The organism is Salinigranum marinum, assembly GCF_024228675.1.
GTDB classification, from domain to species: domain Archaea; phylum Halobacteriota; class Halobacteria; order Halobacteriales; family Haloferacaceae; genus Salinigranum; species Salinigranum marinum.
Genome location: NZ_CP100461.1, coordinates 988,163 through 1,012,118 on the forward strand (window position 1 = coordinate 988,163; position 23,956 = coordinate 1,012,118).

Sequence of the window (23,956 nt, forward strand, 5' to 3'; positions counted from 1 at the left end):
AGGGACGGGTCCGCCCGTCACGGTCGCGCGTCGACGGGAACGGACCCACCAGCGGTTCTTTTTCCATCACCTGGCAGTCGCGCCGGAGCTTCGGCGGTCCACGCACTCGACGAGCGCGAGCGCGTCCGGCGAACCGACCGGTCACTCGTCGGACGACGTGAGCACGACCGTCGGGAGCCCCGCACGGGCCGCGATCCGCTTGGCGGACACGTCGAACCAGCGGAGTGCGAGCCGCGCACCGCGCCTCACGGCCGGTCGGCTCGCGTCCGGCGCCGGCGTCCACGGGTTCGCTCGCGTCGAGCGCGTGGTGCGTCCGTCGTCGAGGGCGGGCGCGACAGCCAGCGACAGGAGGGCGACCGGTAACACCTCCGTGGACTCGACCTCGGTGTCGGTGCCGGATACACCCGATCCGCGCCCCACCGCGGGCACGGTCTCGTCCCGGTCGCCCTCGATCGTCTCGTCCGCCGGGGCGGCATCGAGCGCCCCCGCTAAGGCGAAGTAACGCCGGGCGTCGACGTCGTCCACGAGCGCGCGTTCGAGCGCAGCCCGCTGGACGGCGACGAGCGGGTCACGCGCCATTCGGTCGGTCGTCCTCGCGGTTCGTCTCCCCGTCGGTGTGCGTCCCGCCCGCTTCCGTCGCCGACGGTCGAGACAGCGAGTGGTCGACGACCGTCTCGTCGGGACGAAGCGTAACGGTCCCCAGTGTGACGGTCTCGCCGGTCGCCGTCGACGACGCGATGGCGCGCAGGGTCGACTCCTGGTCGAGCTGACGCCAGACGACGCGCTCGACCAGCCGCTGGAACGCTTCGGGATCCGTCCAGCCCGAATCGATCGACGAGGGGACGTGGACGACGAACCGCAACTCCCGTTCCGTGACGTGGATCCCGACGCCGAACGTGTCTGCGTCTCCGGCTCCCGTGGCTCGGCTCGCCACCGTGTCCTCGCCCGCGTCGGGGTTGTCGCGGTCGACCGTCCCACCACCGGAGCCGCTCGCGGCCGCCTCGGGGTCGCCGTCGTTCATACCCACTCCTCGGCACGCGCGCGTCAAATAGCTCGCGTTCGCCGTCATGGATTCGGGGCCGCCGCGTTCGGCCCGCGACGTGATACGTGATACGAGACGACGTGGCAGACCGCCGCCGGATGGCGGCGTTTTTGTCCGCCGACGTGAGAGCGTGCGGTAATGAGCTACCGGATCGGTCTGGTCGGCAAGCCTTCAGTGGGCAAGTCGACGTTCTTCAACGCCGCGACGATGAACGACGTCCCGGAGGGGGCGTACCCGTTCACGACGATCGACCCCGCCATCGGCGAGGCGTACGTCCGCGTGCCGTGTGCGGCCCCCGAGTTCGACGAGTCCTGCACGCCGTCGGTCGGCTTCTGCGACGACGGAACCCGGTTCGTCCCCGTGAAACTGGTCGACGTCGCCGGGTTGATCCCCGGCGCGCACGAGGGGAAGGGCCTCGGTAACCAGTTCCTCACCGACCTCAACGAGGCCGACGTCCTGGTCCACGTCGTCGACTTCTCCGGCGAGACGGACATCGAGGGCGAACCGACGGAGGGCCACGACCCCCGCGAGGACATCGCGTTCCTCGAGACGGAACTCGACCAGTGGTACCTGGACGTGCTGAAGAAGGGCCTCGACCGGTACGAGTCGGGCTACCACGGGAAGGCGGGCGACGTCGAGGCCGACCTCGCCACGCAGATGGACGCCTTCCGGACCTCCGAAGAGGAGATCAAGCAGGTCATCCTCGGGCTCGACCTCGGGCTCGACCCCGACACCTGGTCCGACGAGGACGAACTCGCGATCGCGCGCGAACTCCGGGCGCGGACGAAGCCGATGGTGATCGTCGCAAACAAGATGGACACCGAGGCCGCCCAGGAGAACTACGCCGAGATCACCGCCGATCCCGACTACGACCACCTCACGATCGTCCCCGCGTCGGCCCACGCCGAGAAGGCGCTGAAAAAAGCCACCGAGGGCGGTGCGGTGGCGTATCAGGCCGGCGACGACGCGTTCACCGTCGAGCGCGAACTCTCCGAGGAACAGCGCGCGGGACTCGAGCGGATCCGCGAGTTCGTCTCCGAGTACGGCGGCACGGGCGTCCAGCAGGCCCTGGAGACGGCGCTGTTCGACGAACTCGGCGCGCTCGCCGTCTTCCCCGGGAGTGCCAACGGCCGTGCGGACTCCCAGGGCGTCTTCCGCGACTGTTTCATCCTTCCCGAAGGGGCGACGACCGAGGCGTTCGCGTACCACATCCACTCCGACCTCGGCGACGGTCTCTTACACGGCATCGATTGCCGGTCGGGGCGGCAGATCGGCGGCGATCACGAACTCGCCCACCGCGACGTGGTCGAACTCGTCACGACGAACTGACCGACGAACCACGACGATTGTCAGTTCGTCGGAACCGGTTCCCGGCTATTTGCCCGTTCGGTGCCGAGGACGACACGGTGAACACGATGTACGACGCAATCCTCGTTCCGACCGACGGGAGCTCGGGCTCCGAGCGCGCGGTCGAACGCGCGGCCGACTTCGCCGCGACCTACGACGCCACGCTCCACGCACTGTACGTCGTCGACGACGGATCGATCCCGGTCGCGAGCGCGGGGTCCGTCGACGACGAACTCACGGCGCGGGGGCGGCAGGCGATCGACCTCGTGGAGGGGTACGCCGCCGACCACGGCGTTCCGTTCGCGAGCGACATCCGGTATGGCGATCCGCAGGGTGAGATCCTCCGGTACGTCGAGACGCGCGACATCGACCTCGTCGTCATGGGGACCCACGGGCGGACCGGCATCGAACGGCACCTGCTCGGGAGCGTCACGGAGCGCGTGGTCCGGTCCGCGCCCGTCCCGGTCGTGACGGTCGGGCTGCGCGGCTCGGTCGACGAGATCACGGCCGAGGACGACGCACGCGCGGTCGCTCGGGAGGCGGTGGCCGAGGAGTACGGCCCGGACGTCGACCTCGGCCGAGGGGCGTACCGCGAACAGCACGCGTGGGTGTTCGAGGGCTCGGCCGGGGACCGACACGTGACCGTCTACGTCGACCGGGCGACGGGCGAGCCACACGTCGTCGCCACGCCGGACGAGCCGTAGCTCACGCCGAGTCCCCCTCGACACCCGCGAGGAGGGCCGCCAGCGCCCGTGTCGCGCTCTCCGTCTTGACCTCGTGGCGATCGCCGTCGAGGACGTACCGCTCGGCGCGGGTGAACGACTCACCGGTTCCCCACGGCGCGGCGTAGGCGACGCCGACGAAGACGAGCCCGACCGGCTTCTCGGCCGTGCCGCCGGTCGGCCCGGCGATCCCCGTCGTCGAGACGCCCCAGGTCGTCCCCGCGGTGTCTCGAACCCCCTGGGCCATCTCGCGGGCGACGGGGGCCGACACGGCCCCGTGCGCGTCGAGCGACTCCCGCGAGACCGCCAGCGCGTCGCGCTTGGCGTCGTTCGAGTACGTCACGACCGCGCGGTCGAAGTAGTCGCTCGACCCGGGAACGTCGGTCAGCCGGGAGCCGACGAGGCCGCCGGTGAGCGATTCCGCGACGGCGACCGTCTGCCCGACCGCTCGGAGCGCGTCGCCGACGCGGGCCTCGACCGTCTCGTCGTGTGCGTCCATGTGGGGTGGCGGGACCGCGGACACATGAAGCCTCGCGACGCCGCGGAGGGGGCTGTCAGTCGATGTGGATCGCCGGCTTGTCCGGCCGTGCCTTCCGCGCGAGGTCGTCGTCGGGGTCGTCGGTCGCCCGGCGGACCGCCACCTCGGCCCCGAACTCCTCCTCGAAGAGCCAGGCGGCCTGCTCGAACAGCGCGAGTTCGCGGTCGGCGTCGAGCACGGGTTCGAGTCCCGGCTTTCGCTCGGCAACGCGGGTGGCGTACTCCGCGGCGACCTCGCCGTGTTCGCCGATCCGGTCGTCGGCCATGAGCTGTCCCACCACGGCCGCGTCCGGGTCGGCCGCGCGGGCCAGTTCGTACGCCCGGTACTTCCACGGCTGGGCGACCACGATCTCGATCCGTTCCGGTGCGTCGATCCCGACCACGTCCGTGATCCCGCGGACGTCGTCGAGGGTCCGCCGGACGAGCTGACGCTCGACCCGGTGGTCGGTGACCGCCCGGAGCGGCTCGGGCCACCGCGCCTCCGCGACTAAACCCTCTTCCCCGAGCATGCTCCACAGCTCCTCGCCGAGGAACGGGGTGATCGGGGCGACAAAGCGGGCCAGCGCCCGGAGACCGCGCTCGTAGGGGTACTTGTACGGCGTGTCGTACGCGCGGTAGCGCCGGAGCAGCCGCGTCAGCCCGTGGATCTCGCTCACTACCCGGTGGAACCGGAAGCGCTCGTAGTCGGCGGTGACCGCGGCGATCGTGCGGTCGAGCTCGCGTTCGAGGTACGTGTCGTGTGGGGCGTGTTCGTCGCGGGCCGCTTCCTCGTCGCGCTCCGTGTACTCCTGGACCAGTCGGTAGACCGTCTGCTGGAGATCGTACGCCGTCGAGACCTTCTTGGCGGTCCACTCGAAGTCCTGTTCGGGGTGCGCGGCCGACAGCACGAACAGCCGGGTGGTCTCGGCACCGTACTCGTGGGGGGCGATGGCGTTGCCCTTCGACTTCGACATCTTCTCGCCGTCGTAGAGGACGGTCCCCTGGTTCACGAGTCGCTCGACGGGTTCGCGCACGTCGAGGAGACCGAGATCACAGAGCGCCCGCGCGAAAAACCGGATGTACAGCAGGTGCAACACGGCGTGTTCGTCGCCGCCGACGTAGACGTCGACGGGCAGGAGCTCGTTCGCCCCCTCGGTGTCGAACGGTGCCGTCTCCAGGTCGGGCGAGAGAAAACGCAGGAAGTACCACGAGGAGTCGACGAACGTGTCCATCGTGTCTGTCTCCCGCCGCGCCGGGCGGCCGCAGTCGGGACAGGTCGTCTCGACGAACTCCTCGCTCGCGTCGAGCGGGTTGCCGGTCGTCTTGACGAACGCGGGGAGTTCGACCGGGAGCTCCTCGTCCGGGACGAGCACGTGCCCGCAGTCGTCGCAGTGCACGACGGGGATCGGCGTCCCCCAGTAGCGCTGGCGGGAGATGAGCCAGTCGCGCAGGCGGTACGTCACCGACGACTCGACCGCGGGCTCGTCGAGGAGTCGGTCGCGCGCGGCCGCGCTCGCGAGCCCGTCGTACGCGCCGCTGTCGGTGAGCATCCCGTCGCCGGTGAAGGGCTCGTCGGGGAGGTTCGTCCCCGAACCGTCGACGGGTTCGACGGCCTGGGTGACGGGGATGTCGTGCGCGCGGGCGAAGGCGTGGTCGCGCTCGTTGTGCGCCGGGACGCCCAGCACCGCGCCCGTCCCCACGTCGTCGAGGACGTACGCGGCGACGTAGACGGGGAGTTCCTCGCCGGTGAGGGGGTGGGTCGCGCGGAGCCCGGTGTCGACGCCCGACGTCCCCTCCGTGTCGGCGTGACCGCGGACCATGTCGACGTACTGCGCGACGGTCTCGTCCTCGGCGGCGACCGCTCGAGAGAGATCGTGACCCGGTGCGAGTGCGACGAACGTCCCGCCGTACACCGTGTCGAGCCTGGTCGTGAACACGTCGACCGTCGCGTCGCGGTCGACCACGTCGAGCGTGACCCGCGCCCCCTCCCGTCGCCCGATCCAGTTGCGCTGGATCTCGCGGACGCCCTCCGACCAGCCGTCGAGCTCTTCCAGCCCGGCGTGGAGCTCCTCCGCGTAGTCGGTGATCCCGAAGAACCACTGGTCGAGGTCGCGCCGCCCGACAGGCGTCTCACACCGCCAGCAGACGTCGACCGTCTCCCTCCCGCCGTCGTGGGTGGCGTGTTCGTCCCCAGTCGATCCGTCCGTCGCCGGCGCGCGCTCGCGCGTCTCGACCTGCGCGTCCGCCAAGACGGTCTCGCAGTCGGGACACCAGTTGACCGTCGCAGCCTCGTACTCGACGAGGTCCTCCTCGTAGAAGCGTTTGAACAGCCACTGGTTCCAGCGGTAGTAGTCGGGCTCACAGGTCGTGACCTCCCGCGACCAGTCGTAGCCGAAACCCATCGTCTCCATCTCCTCGCGCATCTGCGTGATGCACGTCTCCGTCCACGATCGGGGGTCGGTGTTGCGGTCGTACGCCGCGTTCTCGGCGGGGAGACCGAACGCGTCCCAGCCCATCGGGTGGAGCACGTCGTCGCCCTGCATCCGCCGGTAACGGGCGTACGCGTCCGTGATCGTGTAGTTCCGGACGTGACCCATGTGGAGCTCGCCCGACGTGTACGGAAACATTCCCAGTACGTAGGTCGGGTCGGCCGCGTCGTCGACGCGGTAGACGCCCTCCCGCTCCCAGACGGACTGCCAGTACTCCTGCACCCGACCGTGGCTGTATCCCCGAGACATGATAGAACGACCTTGGGAGCCCTGCGGCGCGGAGGGATATGATTGTTCGGGCGGAGGCGGTCTGTGGACGCGGCCGGACGGCCGATCGACGAGCCGCGCGAGGGGATCGACGTGGCGCCTCGGGTGGAGCTGTCGAACCACAGCCGGACGGCGAACCGTCGGTCCGCCCGTCCGGACGCGCCGGCTGTATAAGAACGGTACTTATATGCTTCGACCGTTGCGGGCGAAACGGTCAGTTACGATTCACTTACCGAGCCTGCAACAGCGAGAACGGGCTCCTCAGGTTATTACCACGCATAGTACAGTTGAACTGGATGTCAGTCGACGCGACGAATACCACGTTCGAACACCCACCCACGGACCGCCCACACGAGCGCCCAACCGGCTCCGAGGACGAGGAGTTCGGACCGGACGACGTCTTTCACCTCCTCCAGAACCAGCGGCGGCGACGCGTGCTCAGGTGCCTCCGCGGCGTCGAGGGGACCGTCTCCATGTCCGACCTCACCGAACAGGTCGCCGCCTGGGAACACGGCACGACGGTCGAGGCGCTCACGTCGACACAGCGCCAGCGCGTCTACATCGCGCTCTACCAGCGACACCTCCCCAAACTCGACGACATGGACGTCCTCGACTACAACCAGAGTCGGGGGTTCGTGACGCCACGCGTCCGTGCCGAACGGATCGTCGACTACCTCGACATGGCGACCGAGAGCGGGCTCGTCGGCGCAGGCGGTCCTTCGGCCGACACCTCCGAGGACGCCGGAGGGGAGAGGACGAACGGCGAGACGGACGACACGGACGCCCGGTGGCGGCGGTACTCGCTCGCGTTCGCCATCGTCGGGGCCGCCGTGCTCGCGATGGCGGCCCTCGACGTCCCCCTCCTCGCCTCGGTATCGGAACTCGGCGTGGCCGTCGTGGTGGTGGTGGGGTTCGTGCTTCTCTCGGTCGGACGGTGGTGTACGTAACGGGCCGTGCTCGGGCCGTCGTCGCCCCCGACCGCTCGTCCCGAACGTGTTTCTCCGACGGAGCGGTGGGGCTGGCTCTCGCGGTTTCACGAAGCGCCGAAGCACCGGACCGCCGGACCGCCGGAACGCCTGGACCGCGTCGCGTGGCCGGGGTGGATCGCGAACGGATCACAATACGGCGGTGCGGGGATCACCCCCATGGAGCCGGCACTCGCGCGCTACCGCCGCCGGCTCGATCACGCCGGTCGATCCCGGTCGCCGCCGAGGACGGCGACGAGTTCACCGAGCCCGTCGAGCACGTAGTCGGGTTCCCGGCCGCCGGGCCACGCCGCCTCGCCCCGCCGGTACGCCGCCGCTGTCTCGTCGTCCGCGGGACACCACGCGACCCGGAGCCCCGCGCGGCGTGCCCCGACGACGTCGTGTTCGACCGAGTCGCCGACGTAGAGCGCCGATCCGGGGGCGACGGCGAGCGACTCCAGCGCGCGGTCGAACGGGTCCCGATAGGGTTTCCGACGCGGGAGGTCGCCGGCGTAGACGACCACGTCGAACGCCGCCGCGAGTCCGAGCGCGTCGAGTTTGACCGACTGCCGGGACGACGGCCCGTTCGTGACGAGTCCGATCTGAGCGCGGTCGCGCGCGGCGGCGAGCGCCTGTTCCGCGCCGGGGCAAAACGAGACCGCACGGTAGTCGACAGTTTCGAGAAACCCCGCGGCGAGCGCGTCCGCGTCGACGCTGACGCCGTGCCGGTCGGCGATCTGTCCGAACCCGTCGGCGAGGTAGCCCGCGGCGTCGCGGGGTGGGGGATCGCCGTCGAGTGCGCGCCAGAGCTCCTCGGGGGCACCGAACGGATCGACACCCGCGTACTCGAACGCCCCGCGGTAGATCGTCTCGGCGGACTGCTCGTGGCGGCAGAGCGTGTTGTCGAGATCGAACAGGATCGCGTCGAACCGTCTCACGGTCTCCGTAGGCGCGCGGACGACAAAAGCCCGTGCTCGCCATCGTGCCGCGACGAGGTCTCGGAGACGACCTCCGGCGTGGATGTCGGTCAGTCCCGGGCGTCCCGCGCGTCGTCGAACGTCGCGCTGAGCAGTTTCCGCTGTGCGATCCGGAGGTGCTGGTGGAGCGTCGGGGGCGAGATCCCGATCGCGTCGGCCACGTCCTCCCCGTTTTGCTCCCGGGGCCACTCGAAGAAGCCGCCGAAGTACGCCGCTTCGAGCGCCGACCGCTGCCGGTCGGTCAGTTCCTCCGCGAGCACGCGCTTCAGCGAGTCGACGCTGTCGGGTGTGCGGGTGACGTGACGCTTCGCGACGAACTCGGCGCTGGGGTACGACTCCCGGACGACCTCGGAGATCCGTCGGGGCTCAACCCCCGGCGGCAGGTGGAACTCGATCCGGTAGTCGCCGTCCTCGATGACCGCCTGATCGACGTACCCCCCGTGGGAAGCAACTTCGGAGACGACCGGCGGCTCCGACAGCTGGACCTCGAACCGCACCGTCCCGGACCCCTCGGTCAGCCGCGTCACCGTCGTCCACGTCGGGACGGTGTCGGCCAGCGCGAGCACCGTCTCGAAGGCGTGCGCCGAGGTGCTCCCGTACAGGAGGTACTCGTCGTTCCCGGCGGGAACGACCTGGTCGAGCCTGATCGTCTCCGCCGTGGCCGGCGCGTCGAACACGTCGAAGCAGTCCCGGATCCGGTACTCGATCGACAACACCTCGTCGCTCATGAGCGCGCGCTTGCGCTCGATGCTCGCGATGGCGTGTCCCATCACCTCGCCGAGCTGGCTGACGACCGCCCGCTCGTCGCCCTCGAAGCCGTTCGGCCGGCTAGCGTACACGTTCAGGACCCCGTATAGCGTCCCCTCGTGCGTGATCGGAATCGCCGCCGAGGACCGAAAGCCGTGCGCGCGGACGTGCTCGCGCCACTGCTCGTAGTCAGGGTTCCCCCGGACGTCCTGGGTGACCTGCGTCTCGCCCGTCCGGAGCGCCCGCCCGGTCGCGCCCTGCGAGCGGGGATTGTCGGGATCGATCGAGACCGTGACGTCGTCGAGGTAGCCGTCGACGCCGGCCTCCGTCCGAACTCGAACGGTCTGGGAGTGTGAGTCCACGTCACCGATCCACGCGAACAGATACGAGTCGGCGGCGGCCAGCCGCTCGCAGACGGCCCGTTCGATCTCCTCGCGGGTCGACCGGTCGATCACCGCCTCGACGATCCCGTTGACGATCTCGTTGAGGTTGTTCACCGCGGCGAGCTGTTCGCGCTGGCGGCGCAGCTGCTGTTCGTTCCGCTGGCGATCGATCGCGTTGGCGAGGATGGTCGCGACCGACTGCACGAAGTCCACGTCGTGGTCTGCGAACTCCCTCACCCGTCGGTCGTGGACGCCGAGGACCCCCCACGGCTCGTCGACGGGACCGACGACGGTCGTGACGCCGCTGCGGACGCCGTGGCTCGCGAGCAGGTCGGGTCCGCTGAACCGTGATTCGGTCGCGAGGTCGGTGACGACGACGGGGGCGTCCGACCCCAGCGTGTACGCCGCCTGCGACTCGGCTTCGACCGACGAGACCGTTTCCGAGCCGACGAGGCCGTCGTCCCAGCCGACGCCCTGGCGGAGCAGAAGCTCCTCTGCCTCCGCGTCGAGGTCGAGCATCTTGCAGTAGTCGGTGTCGAGGGTGTCGGCGACCAGCTCGGCCGCCTCGGCCATCAGCGCGTCGAGCCCCTCGCCTTCGAGCGCCCGGTGACCGAGTTCGGTGACGACCTCCTGCTGGCGGACCCGTCGTTCGAGTTCGCGCTCGCGTTCGACGCGCTCTGTGACGTCCCGGACCACGCCACATCGGCCGCGGCCGTCGTCGAGGTCGATCGGCCCGAGACGGCTCTCGGCCGGGACGGATGTACCGTCTGCCCGATGGATGTCGAGTTCGACGTTCGCTACCTTCCGCTCACCGGCGTCGACCTCGGCGACGAGTGTGGCGGCCTTCGGCGTGATCTCGTCGCCGTGGACCGTGGTCGCGTGTGCGCCGAGTAACTCCGCGCGGCCGTAGCCGGTCAGCTCGCAGAAGGCGTCGTTGACCAGGATGAACCGCGCGTCGGCGTCGACCGCGTAGATGCCGTCGTCGACGGTCTCGACGATGGTGGCGTAGCGTTCGAGTTCCCGTTCGCGTCGCTTCCGCTCCGTCACGTCGCGGACGACACCCACGGTCCCCTGGAACGTCCCGTCGTCGCTCGGGAGCGGCGTGAACTTGCTTTCGGCCGGGAGCGCGTCGCCGTCGGCTCGCTGGATCTCCGCCTCGATCGTGGCGTGATCGCCGTCGCCGGCCACCATCGCCTCCGAGAACGCCGCGGCCCGCTCGGAGATCCCCTCGCCCACGACGAGCGAGCAGTGCGACCCGAGCAACTCCGTCCGGTCGTAGCCGGTCATCTCGGCGTACGCGTCGTTCATCTGGACGAACTCGTAATCGTCGTCGAGGACGTACACGCCGTCGTCGATCGTCTCGACGATCGTCTCGTAGCGCTCCAGTTCGGCCTCACGTTCCTTCCGTTCCGTGACGTCGCGGAAGTGGACCGACAGCCCCGTCTCAGACGGATACGCCCGGACGTCGAACCAGGCGTCGAGCGTCGAGTAGTACTCCTCGAACGTGACCGTCTCCCGGGCGTCGATCGCTCCCTCGACCCCACGGAACGTCGAGGCGATCGCGTCGGGGACCCCCTCACGGATCGACCGCCCGACCAGTTCGTCGGCGGATCGACCGAGGAGCCGCTCGGCCCGTGTGTTGAGGTACGTGACGCGCCAGTCGTCGTCGAGCGCGAGCACGGCGTCGTCGATGCGCTCGAACACCTCGCCGAGTTCGTGCTGGAGGTCGTCTCGGTGGCGCTCCAGCCGCCGCTGTCGTGACTTCAGCGGCGTGACGTCGTAGAGGGTGACGACGACCTGCTCGACGCCGCCGTCGTCGCACGTCAGCGGGGCCGCCGTGACAGAGACCCACCGCTCGGTGTCCGGCCTGTCGACGCGAGCCTCCCAGTCGCCCACCCGCTCGCCGGTCTCAAAGACGCGTGCGACGGGGCGATCATCCCCGGGGATCGGCTCGCCGGCCTCGTCGACGAGCGGCCACTCGCTCGCGGGCACGCCGGCGGGGTGGACGCCGAGTAGGTCCCTCGCGCGCTCGTTCGTCTCCTCGACCGTCCCGTCCGCGTCGATCAGGACGACCCCGGCCGTGCTGGTCTCGAACAGCTTCCGGACGAGGTCCCGCTGTCGGCGGAGCCGCGTCTCGTACTCCCGGTGGTCGGTCATGTCCCGGGTCACTTTCACGTATCCCTGGAGCGTGCCGTCGTCGTCACGGACGGCTGTGAGCGTCGCGTTCGCCCAGAAGCGCGAGCCGTCCGCGCGCACGCGCCACCCCGTCAGCTCGACCGAGCCCTGCGCTGCCGCCTGTTCGAGGTTCCGCTCCGGGACGCCGTTTTCGGCCGCTGCCTCCGTGTAGAAGCTGCCGTAATGATCGCCGACGATCTCCTCGCGCCGGTAACCCTTGATCCGTCTCGCCCCGTCGTTCCAGGTGACGACGGCGCCGTCGGTGTCGAGCATGAAAATGGCGTACTCGTCGACGGCCCCGACGAGCGACCGGAACTCCACCCCGCGTTCGTCTCCCGCCAGCGTCTCTCCGGGACCGTCCGTTCCGACGCCGTCTTCGGACTCGGTGCCGGACGTGCGCCACCAGATCCGGCCACGCGCGCCGACTTTCTTCGTCGCCAGCGCGCCACGGTCGACGAGTTCGTCGAGTCGGTTGTACGCGGCACGGCGCGAACAGTCGGTGGCGTCCGCCACCTCGCTCGTGGTGAGGGGAGTGAAGCTGGACGAGGGCCGGTCGAAAGCCGAGAGCGTCTCGCTCAGTCGCTCCGACAGCGGGCCTGCAGAGGACATCCCGTCGGGGTACGATCTCCTGATATAAATATACCGTTGACGGAATTCGGTGTGGGGAGACCGAACTATGTCGGCCGAACTGGTGCCCTCTGCGACGGCCAGATCGGTCCGTCGCGGCGTCGTGTCGGCGTGGCCCGCTCCGACGAACGAACCGCTCTCTGATCGCGGATGTCCGGGGCCCTGTCCCGTCATCGGCCGCAGTAGAGCCTAATATGTTTGGCTCAACCGGTATGTGGCGGGGGTTCGTTCGTCTACTCGCGGTGGGGGGAAAACGAGGGAAAGACGAACTGGGGGGAACCCAAGAAGGGGGAGACGAACTGGGGAGAACCCAAGAAGGGGGAGACGAACTGGGGAGAACCCAAGAAGGGGGAGAGGCTGCGGACCGCGACGGGCGGTTCGCGCAGCCGAGTAGGTCACCCTGGCCAGCACTTGACGTCGTGTCGGCTCGTGGAACTCCGCGAGCCGCCTCGGACGATCGGTGATTCGGCCCTCGCCGGAACGGTCCGGGACGCCGAGAGCGACGTTTACCGGATGACTCTCGGCGCCGCGGGCAGACGTTCACTACCCGAACCCAGCCTCGTCACACCGGCCTCCGTGGCGTTGACCCGGCGAAACGTCGCGTATTCACGGCCCCGCGTTGGATTAACGAGCGACAGTACTGCCCTTTACGAGCAGCAGTACCGCCCTTCACGACCCACAGTTCTGCGGCCCTCCGGCGGAGCGGCGTCCCGTTCGGGAGGCTCACCGCCGTCGCCACAGCGACATGACCGCGCCGCCCCCGCCGACGCTCATCCCGACGAGGCCGTATTCGAGACCTTCCTCGACGAACTGGTACGCCAGCGACGTCGCCAACATCCCTCCGGACGCGCCGATCGGGTGCCCGAACGCGACTGCGCCGCCGCGTGGGTTCAGTTTCTCGCGTGGGATCCCGAGCCGCTCCATCACGTACACCGACTGGGCGGCGAACGCTTCGTTCACCCAGCAGGCGTCGACGTCGTCGATCCCGAGGTCGTTGGCCGCCAACAGCTTCTCGATCACGTCGCCGACGGCCTCGTTGAACTCGTCGGATGCCCGGTAGACGACGGCGTCGTCGACGAGGCGGAGCATCGGATCCAGCCCCGCGTCCGCCGCGGCGTCGGCGTCGGCAAGGAGCACGACCCCGGCACCGTCGGAGAGCTTCGAGGCGTTCGCGGGCGTGATCGTCCCGTCGGATCGGAACGCCGGCGTGAGGCGTGCGAGGTCGTCCATAGTCGACTCCGGGCGTGGTCCCTCGTCCGGGGTGACCGTCCCCGCCCCGGTGTCGACGGGGACGAGTTCCGCGTCGAACCGCCCGTCGGCGGTCGCCGCCGCGGCCCGCCGGTGGCTCTCTAACGCGTAGCGGTCCTGTGCCTCCCGCGAGAGGTCGTACTCGTCGCCGAACCGATCGACGAGTCGCTCGGTGATCTCGCCCATGTGGACGTCCAGGGTGACGTCCCAGAGGGAATCGAGCAGCATCGAGTCCTTCAGCGTGACGTCGCCGTGTCGTTTTCCGCCCCGCATGCCGGGGAGGACCCACGGCGCGTTCGTCATCGACTCGAATCCTCCGGCGACCGCGAACGACGCCCGTCCCGCGGCGATGCGATCGGCCGCGAGCGTGATCGCCCGCACGCCCGACCCCGAGGCCTCGTTGATCGTCGTCGCCGGCGTCGTCTCCGGGAGCCGCGACTCGACGACCACCTGTCGGCCCGGTACCTGACCGATCCCCGCCTGGATGGCGTTGCCGAGAACCGCGTGGTCGACCCGGTTCGGAGCGAGGTCGATCCGATCGAGCAGTCCGTCGAGGGCGACGCGCCCGAGTTCGACGGGGCCGACGCCGGCCAGCGAGCCGAGGAGCGTCCCGTGGGGAGTCCGCGCGCCGTCGACGAGGACGACTTCGTTCATGTGTCTGTGTGTCATCGACACGACGTATCAGTGTTACCCGGCGGGGCGTCCCGGCCGCCCCGCCGACCCGTCGCGCGGGGATCGAAGCGGATTCCGGTCGCCGGCCTCGCGACGCTCTGTGGATAACGGGAAGAGAAGTGCTCCGTCTCGCCGCTCACTCGTCAGTGTCGTCAGCGTCCGGTTCGAGCGGTATTCGATCCAGTCCGACCGTGTCGTAGTCTTGTTCGCTCGAGAGAACGACGTCATCGGGCGTCCGGAGTGGTGGTGCGATCATCGGGAGCAGCCCTTGCTCCTCGTAGTCGGTCCTGTCGAGTGTCGTACAGTGGACACACGTCTCAGCGCGGATCTGCGACTTATCCGTCTGTGCTGCTTCGATGGCTTCAGCGGCCGCCCAGCACGACGTATGGATGACGTAATATTTGATCTCGACTCCCTGCGCCAACCGAACGGCGTCGTCGGCTACCTTCGCCTCGGCATGGGGAGGGCGCGAGTCAAGGTAGTCGGTCGGCACACCCCTCCCCTCAGTGCGCATCCGTCTCCCGTGTCGAGCACACGCTGTCGTCCTCCGTGTGGGGGACAGCGAGCCCGTCAGCCGCTTCGATACCTTCGAGGGCTCGTTCTATGAACCCGTTTCGGAGCCTGAAGTCGTAGGTGGTGAAGATCTTGAACGAGACAGTCCCGCTCTCCACCAGATCCGCGATTTCGTCTAGGACCGTTGGGGTCCTCCCCGGTAATCGTCCCGTGGAAACCGAAATCGACGAGCGAGGACTCTCCAGCGGACCGCTGGCGCTCGACCGCCTCGTGCAGCGTCCTGTCACTCGTACACAGTGAGTCCACTCCGTCCCGTCCCTGCCAGGCGAAGGTTAGGAGAGTCGTCGGGCCACCCAACGCCGCGGCTTGACCTCCTGTTCGAGAGGAGTCGATCAACCATGGCCCCTCGAGATGGACGTGAGGGTCGACGACTCCCGGGAGAACTAGCCGATCGGACACGTCGACTGTAGCCGCGCTTTCGATGTCGGTACCGTTTTTTCACGATCCCTGCGATCCGGCCCCCTCTCAACGAGGAGATCGGCAGCAATCGTACCGTCAGCTGTGACGAGTGTCCCGTCTTTGACGACGAGGTCCATGTCGAGGACGCATTTGAGTTCGCGCGACGAGCCGTGGTTCGATACTCCGTGACGCCCACGGAAACCCGCCACATACTCCATCAGTACATCAATCACCAATGTCTCAGAGTTCGGAAAATACGACCTATCAAGCGTTCCTCACCGAACTCATTGAAATACCCTGCCCCGTTGAGATCCACATCAGTTGATAGAGATCGCCTGCTGAATACAGAGGCTGTACGCAGCACTCGTCGCTCCTCTCGCTTGCTTACCGACATGTGGTCGGTCAGTACCAGAGGTCGTTGACCTGTACTCGACACTCGGACGCTGTTCCACTCGACACTCGGACGCTGTTCCACCTCACGCAGGGTGAGGTCGAGAAGCTTCACAGTACGCCCGCCTCTCGGAGTCTCTCGATCTCTCCCTCGTCGTAGCCGAGTGCCTCGAGGACGGGAGTGGTGTCCTCACCAAGCGATGGCGGGTCCGTTGACTCGACCCGGTCGAAGCCCGTCGAGCGCGCGGGGAACCGTGGCGTCCGGATCCGGCCGCCCTCACCTTCGGTAGCATTGACTTCAGCGAGGGCCTCCGTCACCTCGAGATGCGGGTCGTCTCGGACGTCGCCCATATCGTTCACCGGGGCGACCGGAACGCCCCCGTCCTGAAGTCGCTCGACGAGCTCGTCTCTCGTGTACTGTTTGCAGGTCGCCTCCACGATGCCGTGGAGTTCCGTGCGGTTTTTCAAGCGGTTCTTGAGTTCGGCAAACCGTTCGTCGTCACCGATGTCGAGGTCGAGAACGTCACAGAACTGCCGCCACTGCCGGTCGGAGGACGGTCCGATGAACACCCACTCGTCGTCGGCAGACTGAAACACGTCGTACGGCGCCCAACCGGGGTGACTCGCGCCCATCGGATCGGGGATGTCGTCGTACGCCTGTGTGTACGCGAGCCAGTATCCCATGAGTGCGACCGTGCTCTCGAACAGCGGGACAGTGAGGTGCTGGCCGGTCCCCGTCTCCTGGCGCTGACGCATGGCACCGAGGACTGTCACGGCGGCGTACAACGACGCCGCCATGTCCGAAAGGCTCGTGCCTGACCGGACTGGCGGCTGACCGGGATGGCCAGTCACGCTCATGACCCCCGAGAGCGCTTCGGCGACCGGGTCGAGCGCTGGGAAGCGCTCGTATGGGCCCTGGTTGAACCCCTTGATCGAGCAGTACACTAGTTCCTCGTTGGCGGTCTTGAGGTCGTCGTAGCCGACGCCGAGGCGGTCGGTCGTCCCGGCGGCGAAGTTTTCGACCAACACATCTGCGTTCGCGACGAGTTCCCTGAAGATGGCTTGGCCATCGTCAGACTTCAGGTCGAGCGTGACACTGAGTTTGTTCCGATTTACGTAGTTGAACGAACTGTTCCCGATCGGGCTGGAGTCGCGGATGGCGTCGCCTCCGCCCGGTGACTCGACCTTGATGACTTCCGCGCCGAGATCGGCGAGGATCATCGAGCAGAACGGGCCAGCGATGATGTGCCCGAGTTCAAGGACCGTCACGTCCGATAGTGGCCGCCCCTCGCCGCCCGGAAGCATCGATGGCGTGACGCGCCCACCGTCGGTCATAACCGACGTCACGTTCTCGGGTCCGTCTTCTCTGCCTCGCGCTTCGGAGCTCGTTCGCGCTCCGTGTGTCGGTGAATCGTGTGTCATGAGATGGATGATCGAAACATGGGTGGTCAGCTCGGCTGTGAGAGGTTCTCTTGGACGAGGTCCGGACCGTGACAGATGGTCTGCCCGTTGGCGTCGAAGACAAACAGGTCGCTCGCCTCGAAGGACAGGTTGAGTTCGTCGCCATTGGTGACGTCTCCGAAGGTGGCGGACACGGCGTCGACGGCCGTGCCGTCGTTCGTGTAGCCGTGGACGACGAACTCGGTGCCGAGCTGTTCGATGACTTCGGCGGTGACGTCGAGGTCGTACGTGCCACCGTCCGCCGAGAGATACTGGGGGCGGATGCCGACCGTGACGCGCTCGCCGACACGATTCGCGAACTGTTCGGCCCGCACGACGACATCGAACGCCGGTGCGCTGAGGACGTACTCGTCTGTGGACGCTTCGACGGTCGCCGCCAGGAGGTTCGTCGACGGTGTGCCGATAAACTCCGCGACGTACGCGGAGACTGGCCGGTCGAACAACTCGCCTGGTGGTGCGAACTGCTCCAGCCGCCCCTCGTTCAGGAGGATCACCTGATCACTCATCGTCATCGCCTCGGTCTGGTCGTGTGTGACGTAGACGACCGTTGCGTCGAGCTCTTGATGAAGGCGCTGGACCTCAACGCGAAGCTCGGCTTTGAGCTTCGCGTCCAAGTCACTCATCGGTTCGTCCAGCAGGAGAACGTCGGGGTCTTGGACGAAAGCTGATCCGAGCGCCACGCGCTGCTGTTGGCCACCCGAAAGCTCCGCCGGCATCTTCTCAAGTTGCTCGGTAATCTGGAGTGTAGCCGCCGCCTCGTCGATGAGCTCGTCGCGTTCGGCTTTCGGAACCCCTTGGATCTTGAGACCGTATCCGATATTCTCGCGGACGGTCATGTGGGGGTAGAGCGCGATCGACTGGAACACCATCGCGCAGTTACGCTCCTGTGGCGACTGATCGGTGACGTCCTCGTCACCGAACGCGATGCGGCCGCTCGACGGCGTCTCCAGCCCCGCAATCATGCGGAGCGTGGTCGTCTTTCCGCAGCCGGACGGCCCGACGAGCGTTGTGAACGAGCCCTCCGGAATCGACAGTGTGAGGTCGTTGACGGCGACATGGACCGTGCCGGCTGTGTTGTACTCTTTACGTACCGTATCGAAGTGGATTGGTCGTGCCATTATTCGAGCCCTCCAACGTTGAAGCCCTGCAGCAAGTAGTTCTGAAGGAACAGTGCAATGAGGAACGGCGGAATGCAGATGAGAAGCGACACCGCCATTGTCTCCCCCCAGCCGATGCTGACGCGGTCGAGGAACAGACTCGCTCCGACGGTAATCGTGTACATCTCGTCTTGGCTCATCACGACGCGTGCCATCGTGTAGTCGTTCCACGCAACGGCGAACGAAAAGATCGCTGCGGAAACGTACCCTGGCCGCGCGACCGGGAGCACGACGTCCCAGAGCGTCCGGGTGCGACTCGCACCGCGAACCCACGCCGATTCCTCGAGCGAGATCGGTACAGTCTGGAAGTACTGCCACATCAACCAGATCGTGAACGGTGCCGAGATGCCCGTCAGTGCCAGCGTCAGCGCAAAGTAACTGTTCAGCATGCCAAGCGTGAAGAAGATGACGTACAGCGGAATCGCGAGTACGATCGGGCTGAACATATACGAGAACAACACCGCACGTGCCGCCATCGTCTTCCCTCTGAAGTCGAAGCGTGTGAGGCCGTAACCGGCCGCCACCGCAAGCGATGTCGAGAGGATGGTCGAAGAGACCGTCACGATTAGACTGTTCGTGAAGTACTGGACGGTCGCGGTTTCTTCGAACAGGACCGCGAAGTTCCGAAACGTGACCGAGTCGACGAGGAGATTCACGTCACCGCCGGCGAATACCGTCTGGGGTGCTTGGACCGCAACAGCCACCATCACGTACACGGGGATAGTCACGAAGATGGCGACCAGTACCGCGACCACGACGAGCGAGACACGTTTAACCCGCGCCTGGACACGTTGGGGGACGTACGACCCTGCCGCGCCTTCGCCGAGGGCCATCAGGCCGCCACCTCCTCCTCGGGAGTGAAGAGTCTAAAGTAGACGACAGCGACCATCGCGAGCAGGAAGAACATGATCCCTGCCAATGCGGTGGCGCCCCCGAAGTTCACCTCGTTGAACGCGAGTTCGTACACGCGAATCGGGAGCGTGGTCGTTGCGTCGAGCGGACCACCTCTGGTGGCGAGGTAGATGATATCGAACTTGTTGAACATCCAAATCCCGCGGACGAGGAGGATGATGAGGATGGCCCCGCGGAGGTGCGGAATCGTGATATCACGGAACGATTGCCACGACGACGCACCCTCAACGCGGGCGCGCTCGTAGAGGTTCGGATCAATCGCTTGGAGACGTGCGAGCAGGATGAAGAACGCGAACGAACCAAACTTCCAGACGCTCGTGATTGCGACGGCCGGCATCGCCCACTGGAGTGTCGAGAAGAACGCGATGGGTTCGTCGATGACACCGAAGTCAAGCAGCCACTGGTTAATGACGCCGAGGTTCGGGTCGAAGAGGAACTGCCAGATGAAGATGACGACGAGCGTCGGCAGGAGGTACGGGAAAATCATCATCGTCCGAAGGACGTTCCCACCCTTAATCTGCTGATTGACGACCAACGCGAGCGCGAGTCCGAGCAGGAGACTGAACACCGTTGTCGAGACGGCGTAGACGACGCTGTTCCAGAGGAACGTCAGGAAGTCCGGTGCGGTCAAGATTTCGGCGTAGTTCTCCAGCCCGACGAAGACGCTCGCGCCGGTCGGGTCGGTGAACAGGCTCATCCCGAGCGCGTAGAGTATCGGAACCGCCCACACGACGATGAAGAACGTTACGAGGGGGACGAACGTCGCTAACAGCAGCAGGCGACGCTCGTCGATGTCTGCGAGCCGTGTCGAAAGAGACGTCGAGGTACTCATTGCGGAGAGATACCTGAGTTAGCCCTGGAGTGCCCGGAGTTCCTCCGCGAGCCAGTCGACAGTCTCACTTGGCGAGAGCCCGCCGACGAGTAGTTGGTCGGCGGCTTCGCCGAACTTCTGCTGACCGTAGGCGTCCGCGGCAACGATGTTCGGAGCGTTGTCGTCACCGGTCGCGAGAACGGTCGTGAACGCATCCCAGTTCTCGCGAACCAGGTCCATGACCTCGGAGTTGTTCTGAACTGTTTCGTTGGTGGTGTACGCCTCACTGTCGAGTCCCTCGCGCGTCGGCGGGAACTGGAACAGCGGTGCGGAGAGCAGGAAGTCCATGAACCTGTCTGACTCGTTGAAGAATTTGACGAACTCGCGAGCGCCGTCGGTCGCCTCGCCATCGGCCCAGACGACGTGGCCCTCCATGTACGCCCACCATTTGTCCTGTTCTTTGCCGTCAGGGACGGGGAACGCGGTCGGAGACAGTCTCTCAGCGAGGTCGGGACGGTTCCCCATGATGGTGAGAATCGGGAGCCCACCGACGCTCATTGCGGCGGCGGCGTTCTCCTGCTGGAGGGCGGAGATCGCATCGCCCCACTCCCAGCCCGAGCCGTTCGGCGCGTATTCGGCCATCGACGCGAGCCACTCGAACGTCTCGACCGCGCGAGTCCGGTTTTCTCCTTGATCGATAGTGACCTCGATATCGCCTTCTGGACCGCTGTAGATGTCGACATCGTTCTGCCAGAGCGTCTGTGTGACCGAGGTATCGGCGTTGTTCGTGTTCCCGGACTGGACGACGTAGCCATTGATGTCCTCCTCCTCGCTCGCGCGCTGGGCCTCGGAAAGCCAGTTCTCCCAGGTCGTCGGGTTCTCCTCGTAGATGTCGTTCCGGTACCACCCCATCAAGGGTTCGACCATCGTCGGGACGAAGTACGATTCGCCGCCGACGTTCACGGGGTCCGGAAGGCCGGTTCCCTGGACGGCGTCCGTGACTGGTGCGGCATTGCCGTCACGCTGGTAGCGGTACGCGTCTGAAGCGGTGTCGAAGACGATGTCCGGCGGGTTGTTCGCGGCCCGCATTTTCTGTAACTGCTCGTCGGTCGATGTCCCTTTTGCGGTGTACGTGACGTCGACTGTGTAGTCGTACTCGTCTTCGAACTCCGAGATGATTTGGTCAATGACGTCCTTCGAGTCCCCGCGGTCCGAGAGGTAAGTGATGGTGCTCGAGGTGTCGCTCCCGCCGCCTCCACCGCCCCCTCCATCGCTCTCTCCACCGCTCTCTCCATCGCTGCTCCCACCGCCGCTGGTATCCCCACCGCCACCGTCGCTGCTACCGTTGCCAAGACATCCTGCAAGGCCGATTGTCGCTGTGGTGCCCGCTGCTGTGAGGAACGCACGCCGAGACCGGTGTCTCCGAGACATAACCTCTACTTTTCCACTTAATCATGAACGTCTTTGGCCTACATGTGTAGGTCAGTTAAATAGGGTCGGCTGCTCCAGAACCATTGCCAGTTGCCGTGCCAGCAGGTGTGTGACTCGACGCCATGGTGAGCCGGATAGCTAACTCTCAAGAGACGAGGAGGTATGCAACCCCCCGTCACTGTTCGTGCCACTTCGCTGTTCACCCTCGAGTGCGCTGGCTAGGAGCTGGGCCTCCGCCTTCCGTAGGTGCTCGAGGAATGTCGAGTGCGCGATATCAAGCTCTGCCGCGAGCGTTTCGGCATCTGCCGCTCGGGGCCAATCGTAGTATCCCTCTGCGAGCGCGAGCGTGACGACCTCGGTCTGTCGGTCTGACAGCAGCGTCTCTGACGAGTTGTACGGTAACAACTGCATGACCTCGACCGATCCGAACTCTCGAAGCTCTTGGACGATGTTCCGAAGGTCGTCCCGACGATAGACGACGATATCGAAGATGCGCTCTGTCCCGTTCACGCGGTCCCACCACTGCATCATCCCATGGTTATTCCGGATAATCGGCAGCGCACCACACGAGCGCTTCGTGAGTTTCACGTGGGTTCCACCGACCCGGTCGACGGTGCGGACCTGCTCCGATGCCTCGAACAACCGCACGAACTCGTCGACGTTGTCCCCGGCATCGATAACAAACTTGATGTGCTCGTCGTCAATCACCTCCTCGTAGTTGACCGTGAACGCTGTATCCCAGCGGGCAGTCACCTCACTTAGGATACAGTCCGTCTCCATATCGAGGTAGAGTTTCGCACGAAGCATTCGCATACGCTGGACGCCGAACGCAAATGAGTGTTTCCAGAAACGTCGAGGTTCGACCTCGAAGACTTACCATCCAACTGTCCTGGGACTTGGCGCTATCCTGAACTGGAATTCGGAGTACACTGTTTTTTGTGTCGACCCAGTCGACCGAGGCCTTGCCGACTTCGACCAGTCGGAGTTCGGCATCCAAACTGGTCCAAACCAACGAAGGCACTTTCCAACTATTCGCGCGCTCCCAATCTGTCCGAGTAACCTCGGACTTCGGCCTCTCGAACCGTTGGGCGAGATACTGCTTCCATCGGTCGCGTTCACTGGGAGTTACGTTCGAGTTGAGGTCCCCTGGCAATACTGCTAACCGCCAGACAGCGGTCTATTCTCCAGCTCTTCCGAATCCACTTGCCCTGTGCCATCGGTGGATATGACCATCGGTCACAGTCGAAACCCGGAGACGGCGGCAGGAAGGGATGCTCCGTCAGGGATTCGAACCCTGGTCCTTGCCGTGAGAGGGCAAGATGATTGGCCGGACTACACCAACGGAGCGTATCTGAAAAATACGTTGAGACAGGTAAAACAGTTCCGTTTCATCGCCACCGTGCGGCGGTTTGACGCACCGGCGGTGGACTCCTCGCACGCGAATCACCGGGCGTCCTCACCACGCCGGCTCAGTCGCGGCGACGGGGGGCGACGCCCGGCAGGATCGCTTCCCTGTGGCGCGTGTACGGCGTCGCGTAGTCGGTTCGCCTCGGCGGCGCACACCCCGCGTCCGTCGTCGATGGTGTCGGTCCGTCGCGGGTCGCGGGGGTCCTGTCGGGCAAGATCGGGACCAGGGGCTGAACGTCGGTCGTCGGGCGATTCATCCCGGTGTCGGTCGGCTCGAAACTCATGTGTTCGGTGGGTTGTCGTCGGTCGGTCGAAGTCGGTGCGTATCGGCCGGAGTGGCACACGTCCGGGGTCGAGAACTAGTCGCGTCCCGATACGGACTCGGTCATCGTGAGTCGTCCAACGTCCCGAACCCACATCAATCTTAATGATCGTTCATGATATGCGACGCGCGTGGGAGAACCTGAAGTACCCCGCGCGTGAGGCGGTGATGTGCACGATCTATCGACACGAACGGTCCTGGTGACCGGCGCGAGTTCGGGTATCGGCGAGGCGACGGCACACGCGTTCGCCCGCGAGGGCGCGTCGGTCGCGCTGGCGGCCCGACGCGCGGGCCGCCTCGAGGAGATCGCCGCCGACCTCGCGGCGTACGACGTCGAGACGCTCGTCGTGCCGACCGACGTGCGCGACGAGAGCCAGGTGGCGACGATGATCGACCGGACCGTCGACGCGTTCGGCACGCTCGACGTCCTCGTGAACAACGCCGGCCTCGGACGGGGGTCGGACGTGGAGTCGCTGTCGACCGACCAGTACCGCCAGATGATGGACACTAACGTCGACGGCTGCTTCTTCGCGACGCGCGCGGCGCTTCCGCACCTCCGCGACGCCGACGGCACGCTCGTCTTCGTGGGGAGTTTCGCCGGTCAGTACCCCCGCGGTTTCAACCCGGTGTACGCGGCGAGCAAGTGGTGGCTCCGCGGCTTCGCCCACAGCGTCGCCGCCCAGGTGGGCGAGTTGGGCGTTGGCGTCACGGTCGTCAACCCCAGCGAGGTCCGCACGGAGTTCGGGAGCGAGGACGGCGACCCGTTCGAAGAGCGGTTCGACGCCGGGGAGGTCACAGAACCCGAGGAGGTTGCAGACGCCATCCTCTTCGCCGCGCGCCAGGACGGCTCGACGGTCCAGGAACTCGACATCTACCGTCGCGACAAGTTCAGCGAGATCTAATCTGAGCTGATCTG

19 protein-coding genes and 1 tRNA gene are annotated in these 23,956 nt (G+C 66.5%); 4 read left to right on the top strand and 16 right to left on the bottom strand.

All coding sequences use genetic code 11. The features are described 5' to 3' along the window. Positions 1-141 precede the first annotated feature (141 nt). The gene (locus NKJ07_RS04835) at positions 142-579 is read right to left on the bottom strand and encodes a hypothetical protein (RefSeq protein WP_318569455.1); all 438 of its coding nucleotides are present in this window, start codon (positions 577-579) and stop codon (positions 142-144) included. Then, positions 569-1,021, bottom strand: a complete 453-nt coding sequence (locus NKJ07_RS04840; protein ID WP_425504724.1) for a DUF8124 family protein — start codon at positions 1,019-1,021, stop codon at positions 569-571. Before NKJ07_RS04840 ends, NKJ07_RS04835 begins: the two co-directional genes overlap by 11 nt. Before the next feature lie 159 nt (positions 1,022-1,180). Here NKJ07_RS04840 and NKJ07_RS04845 point away from each other — a divergent pair, with 159 nt between their 5' ends. Beyond that, entirely contained in the window at positions 1,181-2,371 is a 1,191-nt protein-coding gene (locus NKJ07_RS04845; protein WP_318569456.1) for a redox-regulated ATPase YchF, read from the top strand. A gap of 86 nt (positions 2,372-2,457) precedes the next feature. After that, positions 2,458-3,093, top strand: a complete 636-nt coding sequence (locus NKJ07_RS04850; RefSeq protein WP_318569457.1) for a universal stress protein — start codon at positions 2,458-2,460, stop codon at positions 3,091-3,093. A gap of 1 nt (position 3,094) precedes the next feature. On the opposite strand, the gene NKJ07_RS04855 is transcribed toward NKJ07_RS04850, so the two are convergent. Both NKJ07_RS04855 and leuS read right to left on the bottom strand, forming a co-directional pair. Next, positions 3,095-3,610, bottom strand: coding sequence for a CinA family protein (locus NKJ07_RS04855; protein ID WP_318569458.1), 516 nt, complete (start codon positions 3,608-3,610; stop codon positions 3,095-3,097). A 55-nt stretch (positions 3,611-3,665) separates the two neighbouring features. Further along, positions 3,666-6,365 (bottom strand): leucine--tRNA ligase, encoded by a 2,700-nt coding sequence (gene leuS, locus NKJ07_RS04860; protein ID WP_425504725.1) that lies wholly within the window; start codon positions 6,363-6,365, stop codon positions 3,666-3,668. A gap of 314 nt (positions 6,366-6,679) precedes the next feature. Here leuS and NKJ07_RS04865 point away from each other — a divergent pair, with 314 nt between their 5' ends. Then, a complete protein-coding gene (locus NKJ07_RS04865) occupies positions 6,680-7,330 on the top strand; it encodes a DUF7344 domain-containing protein (RefSeq protein ID WP_318569459.1) in 651 nt (216 codons plus the stop codon). Positions 7,331-7,566: 236 nt separating this feature from the next. Here NKJ07_RS04865 and NKJ07_RS04870 read toward each other — a convergent pair whose 3' ends face one another. The 12 genes from NKJ07_RS04870 to NKJ07_RS04925 all read right to left on the bottom strand — a co-directional run bounded on the left by NKJ07_RS04870 (position 7,567) and on the right by NKJ07_RS04925 (position 23,002). Then, positions 7,567-8,286, bottom strand: coding sequence for an HAD family hydrolase (locus NKJ07_RS04870; RefSeq protein ID WP_318569460.1), 720 nt, complete (start codon positions 8,284-8,286; stop codon positions 7,567-7,569). An 89-nt stretch (positions 8,287-8,375) separates the two neighbouring features. Then, entirely contained in the window at positions 8,376-12,239 is a 3,864-nt protein-coding gene (locus tag NKJ07_RS04875; protein WP_318569461.1) for a PAS domain S-box protein, read from the bottom strand. A 741-nt stretch (positions 12,240-12,980) separates the two neighbouring features. Next, entirely contained in the window at positions 12,981-14,159 is a 1,179-nt protein-coding gene (locus tag NKJ07_RS04880; RefSeq protein ID WP_318569462.1) for a thiolase family protein, read from the bottom strand. Between the two features lie 154 nt (positions 14,160-14,313). Then, positions 14,314-14,670: a hypothetical protein gene (locus NKJ07_RS04885; protein WP_318569463.1), complete on the bottom strand. Its 357-nt coding sequence runs from the start codon at positions 14,668-14,670 to the stop codon at positions 14,314-14,316. 980 nt (positions 14,671-15,650) lie between these two features. After that, a complete protein-coding gene (locus NKJ07_RS04890) occupies positions 15,651-16,874 on the bottom strand; it encodes a CaiB/BaiF CoA transferase family protein (protein WP_425504726.1) in 1,224 nt (407 codons plus the stop codon). Positions 16,875-16,987: 113 nt separating this feature from the next. After that, positions 16,988-18,118 (bottom strand): ABC transporter ATP-binding protein, encoded by a 1,131-nt coding sequence (locus NKJ07_RS04895; protein WP_318569464.1) that lies wholly within the window; start codon positions 18,116-18,118, stop codon positions 16,988-16,990. Beyond that, a complete protein-coding gene (locus NKJ07_RS04900) occupies positions 18,118-18,993 on the bottom strand; it encodes a carbohydrate ABC transporter permease (protein WP_425504743.1) in 876 nt (291 codons plus the stop codon). The genes NKJ07_RS04895 and NKJ07_RS04900 overlap by 1 nt, the downstream gene beginning before the upstream one ends. Then, a complete protein-coding gene (locus tag NKJ07_RS04905) occupies positions 18,990-19,901 on the bottom strand; it encodes a carbohydrate ABC transporter permease (protein ID WP_318569466.1) in 912 nt (303 codons plus the stop codon). The genes NKJ07_RS04900 and NKJ07_RS04905 overlap by 4 nt, the downstream gene beginning before the upstream one ends. An 18-nt stretch (positions 19,902-19,919) precedes the next feature. Beyond that, complete coding sequence (locus tag NKJ07_RS04910) at positions 19,920-21,311, bottom strand: ABC transporter substrate-binding protein (protein ID WP_318569467.1); 1,392 nt, start codon at positions 21,309-21,311, stop codon at positions 19,920-19,922. 138 nt (positions 21,312-21,449) lie between these two features. Further along, on the bottom strand, positions 21,450-22,118 hold the full coding sequence (locus tag NKJ07_RS04915; protein ID WP_318569468.1) for a helix-turn-helix domain-containing protein: 669 nt from the start codon (positions 22,116-22,118) through the stop codon (positions 21,450-21,452). 465 nt (positions 22,119-22,583) lie between these two features. After that, positions 22,584-22,658 (bottom strand) — tRNA-Glu (locus tag NKJ07_RS04920). A gap of 122 nt (positions 22,659-22,780) precedes the next feature. Then, positions 22,781-23,002 carry a hypothetical protein gene (locus tag NKJ07_RS04925; RefSeq protein ID WP_318569469.1) on the bottom strand — a complete coding sequence of 74 codons (222 nt, stop codon included), beginning with the start codon at positions 23,000-23,002 and terminating at the stop codon, positions 22,781-22,783. Between the two features lie 208 nt (positions 23,003-23,210). On the opposite strand from NKJ07_RS04925, the gene NKJ07_RS04930 reads away from it, so the two are divergent. Continuing rightward, on the top strand, positions 23,211-23,942 hold the full coding sequence (locus tag NKJ07_RS04930; protein ID WP_318569470.1) for an SDR family oxidoreductase: 732 nt from the start codon (positions 23,211-23,213) through the stop codon (positions 23,940-23,942). Positions 23,943-23,956: the final 14 nt, after the last annotated feature.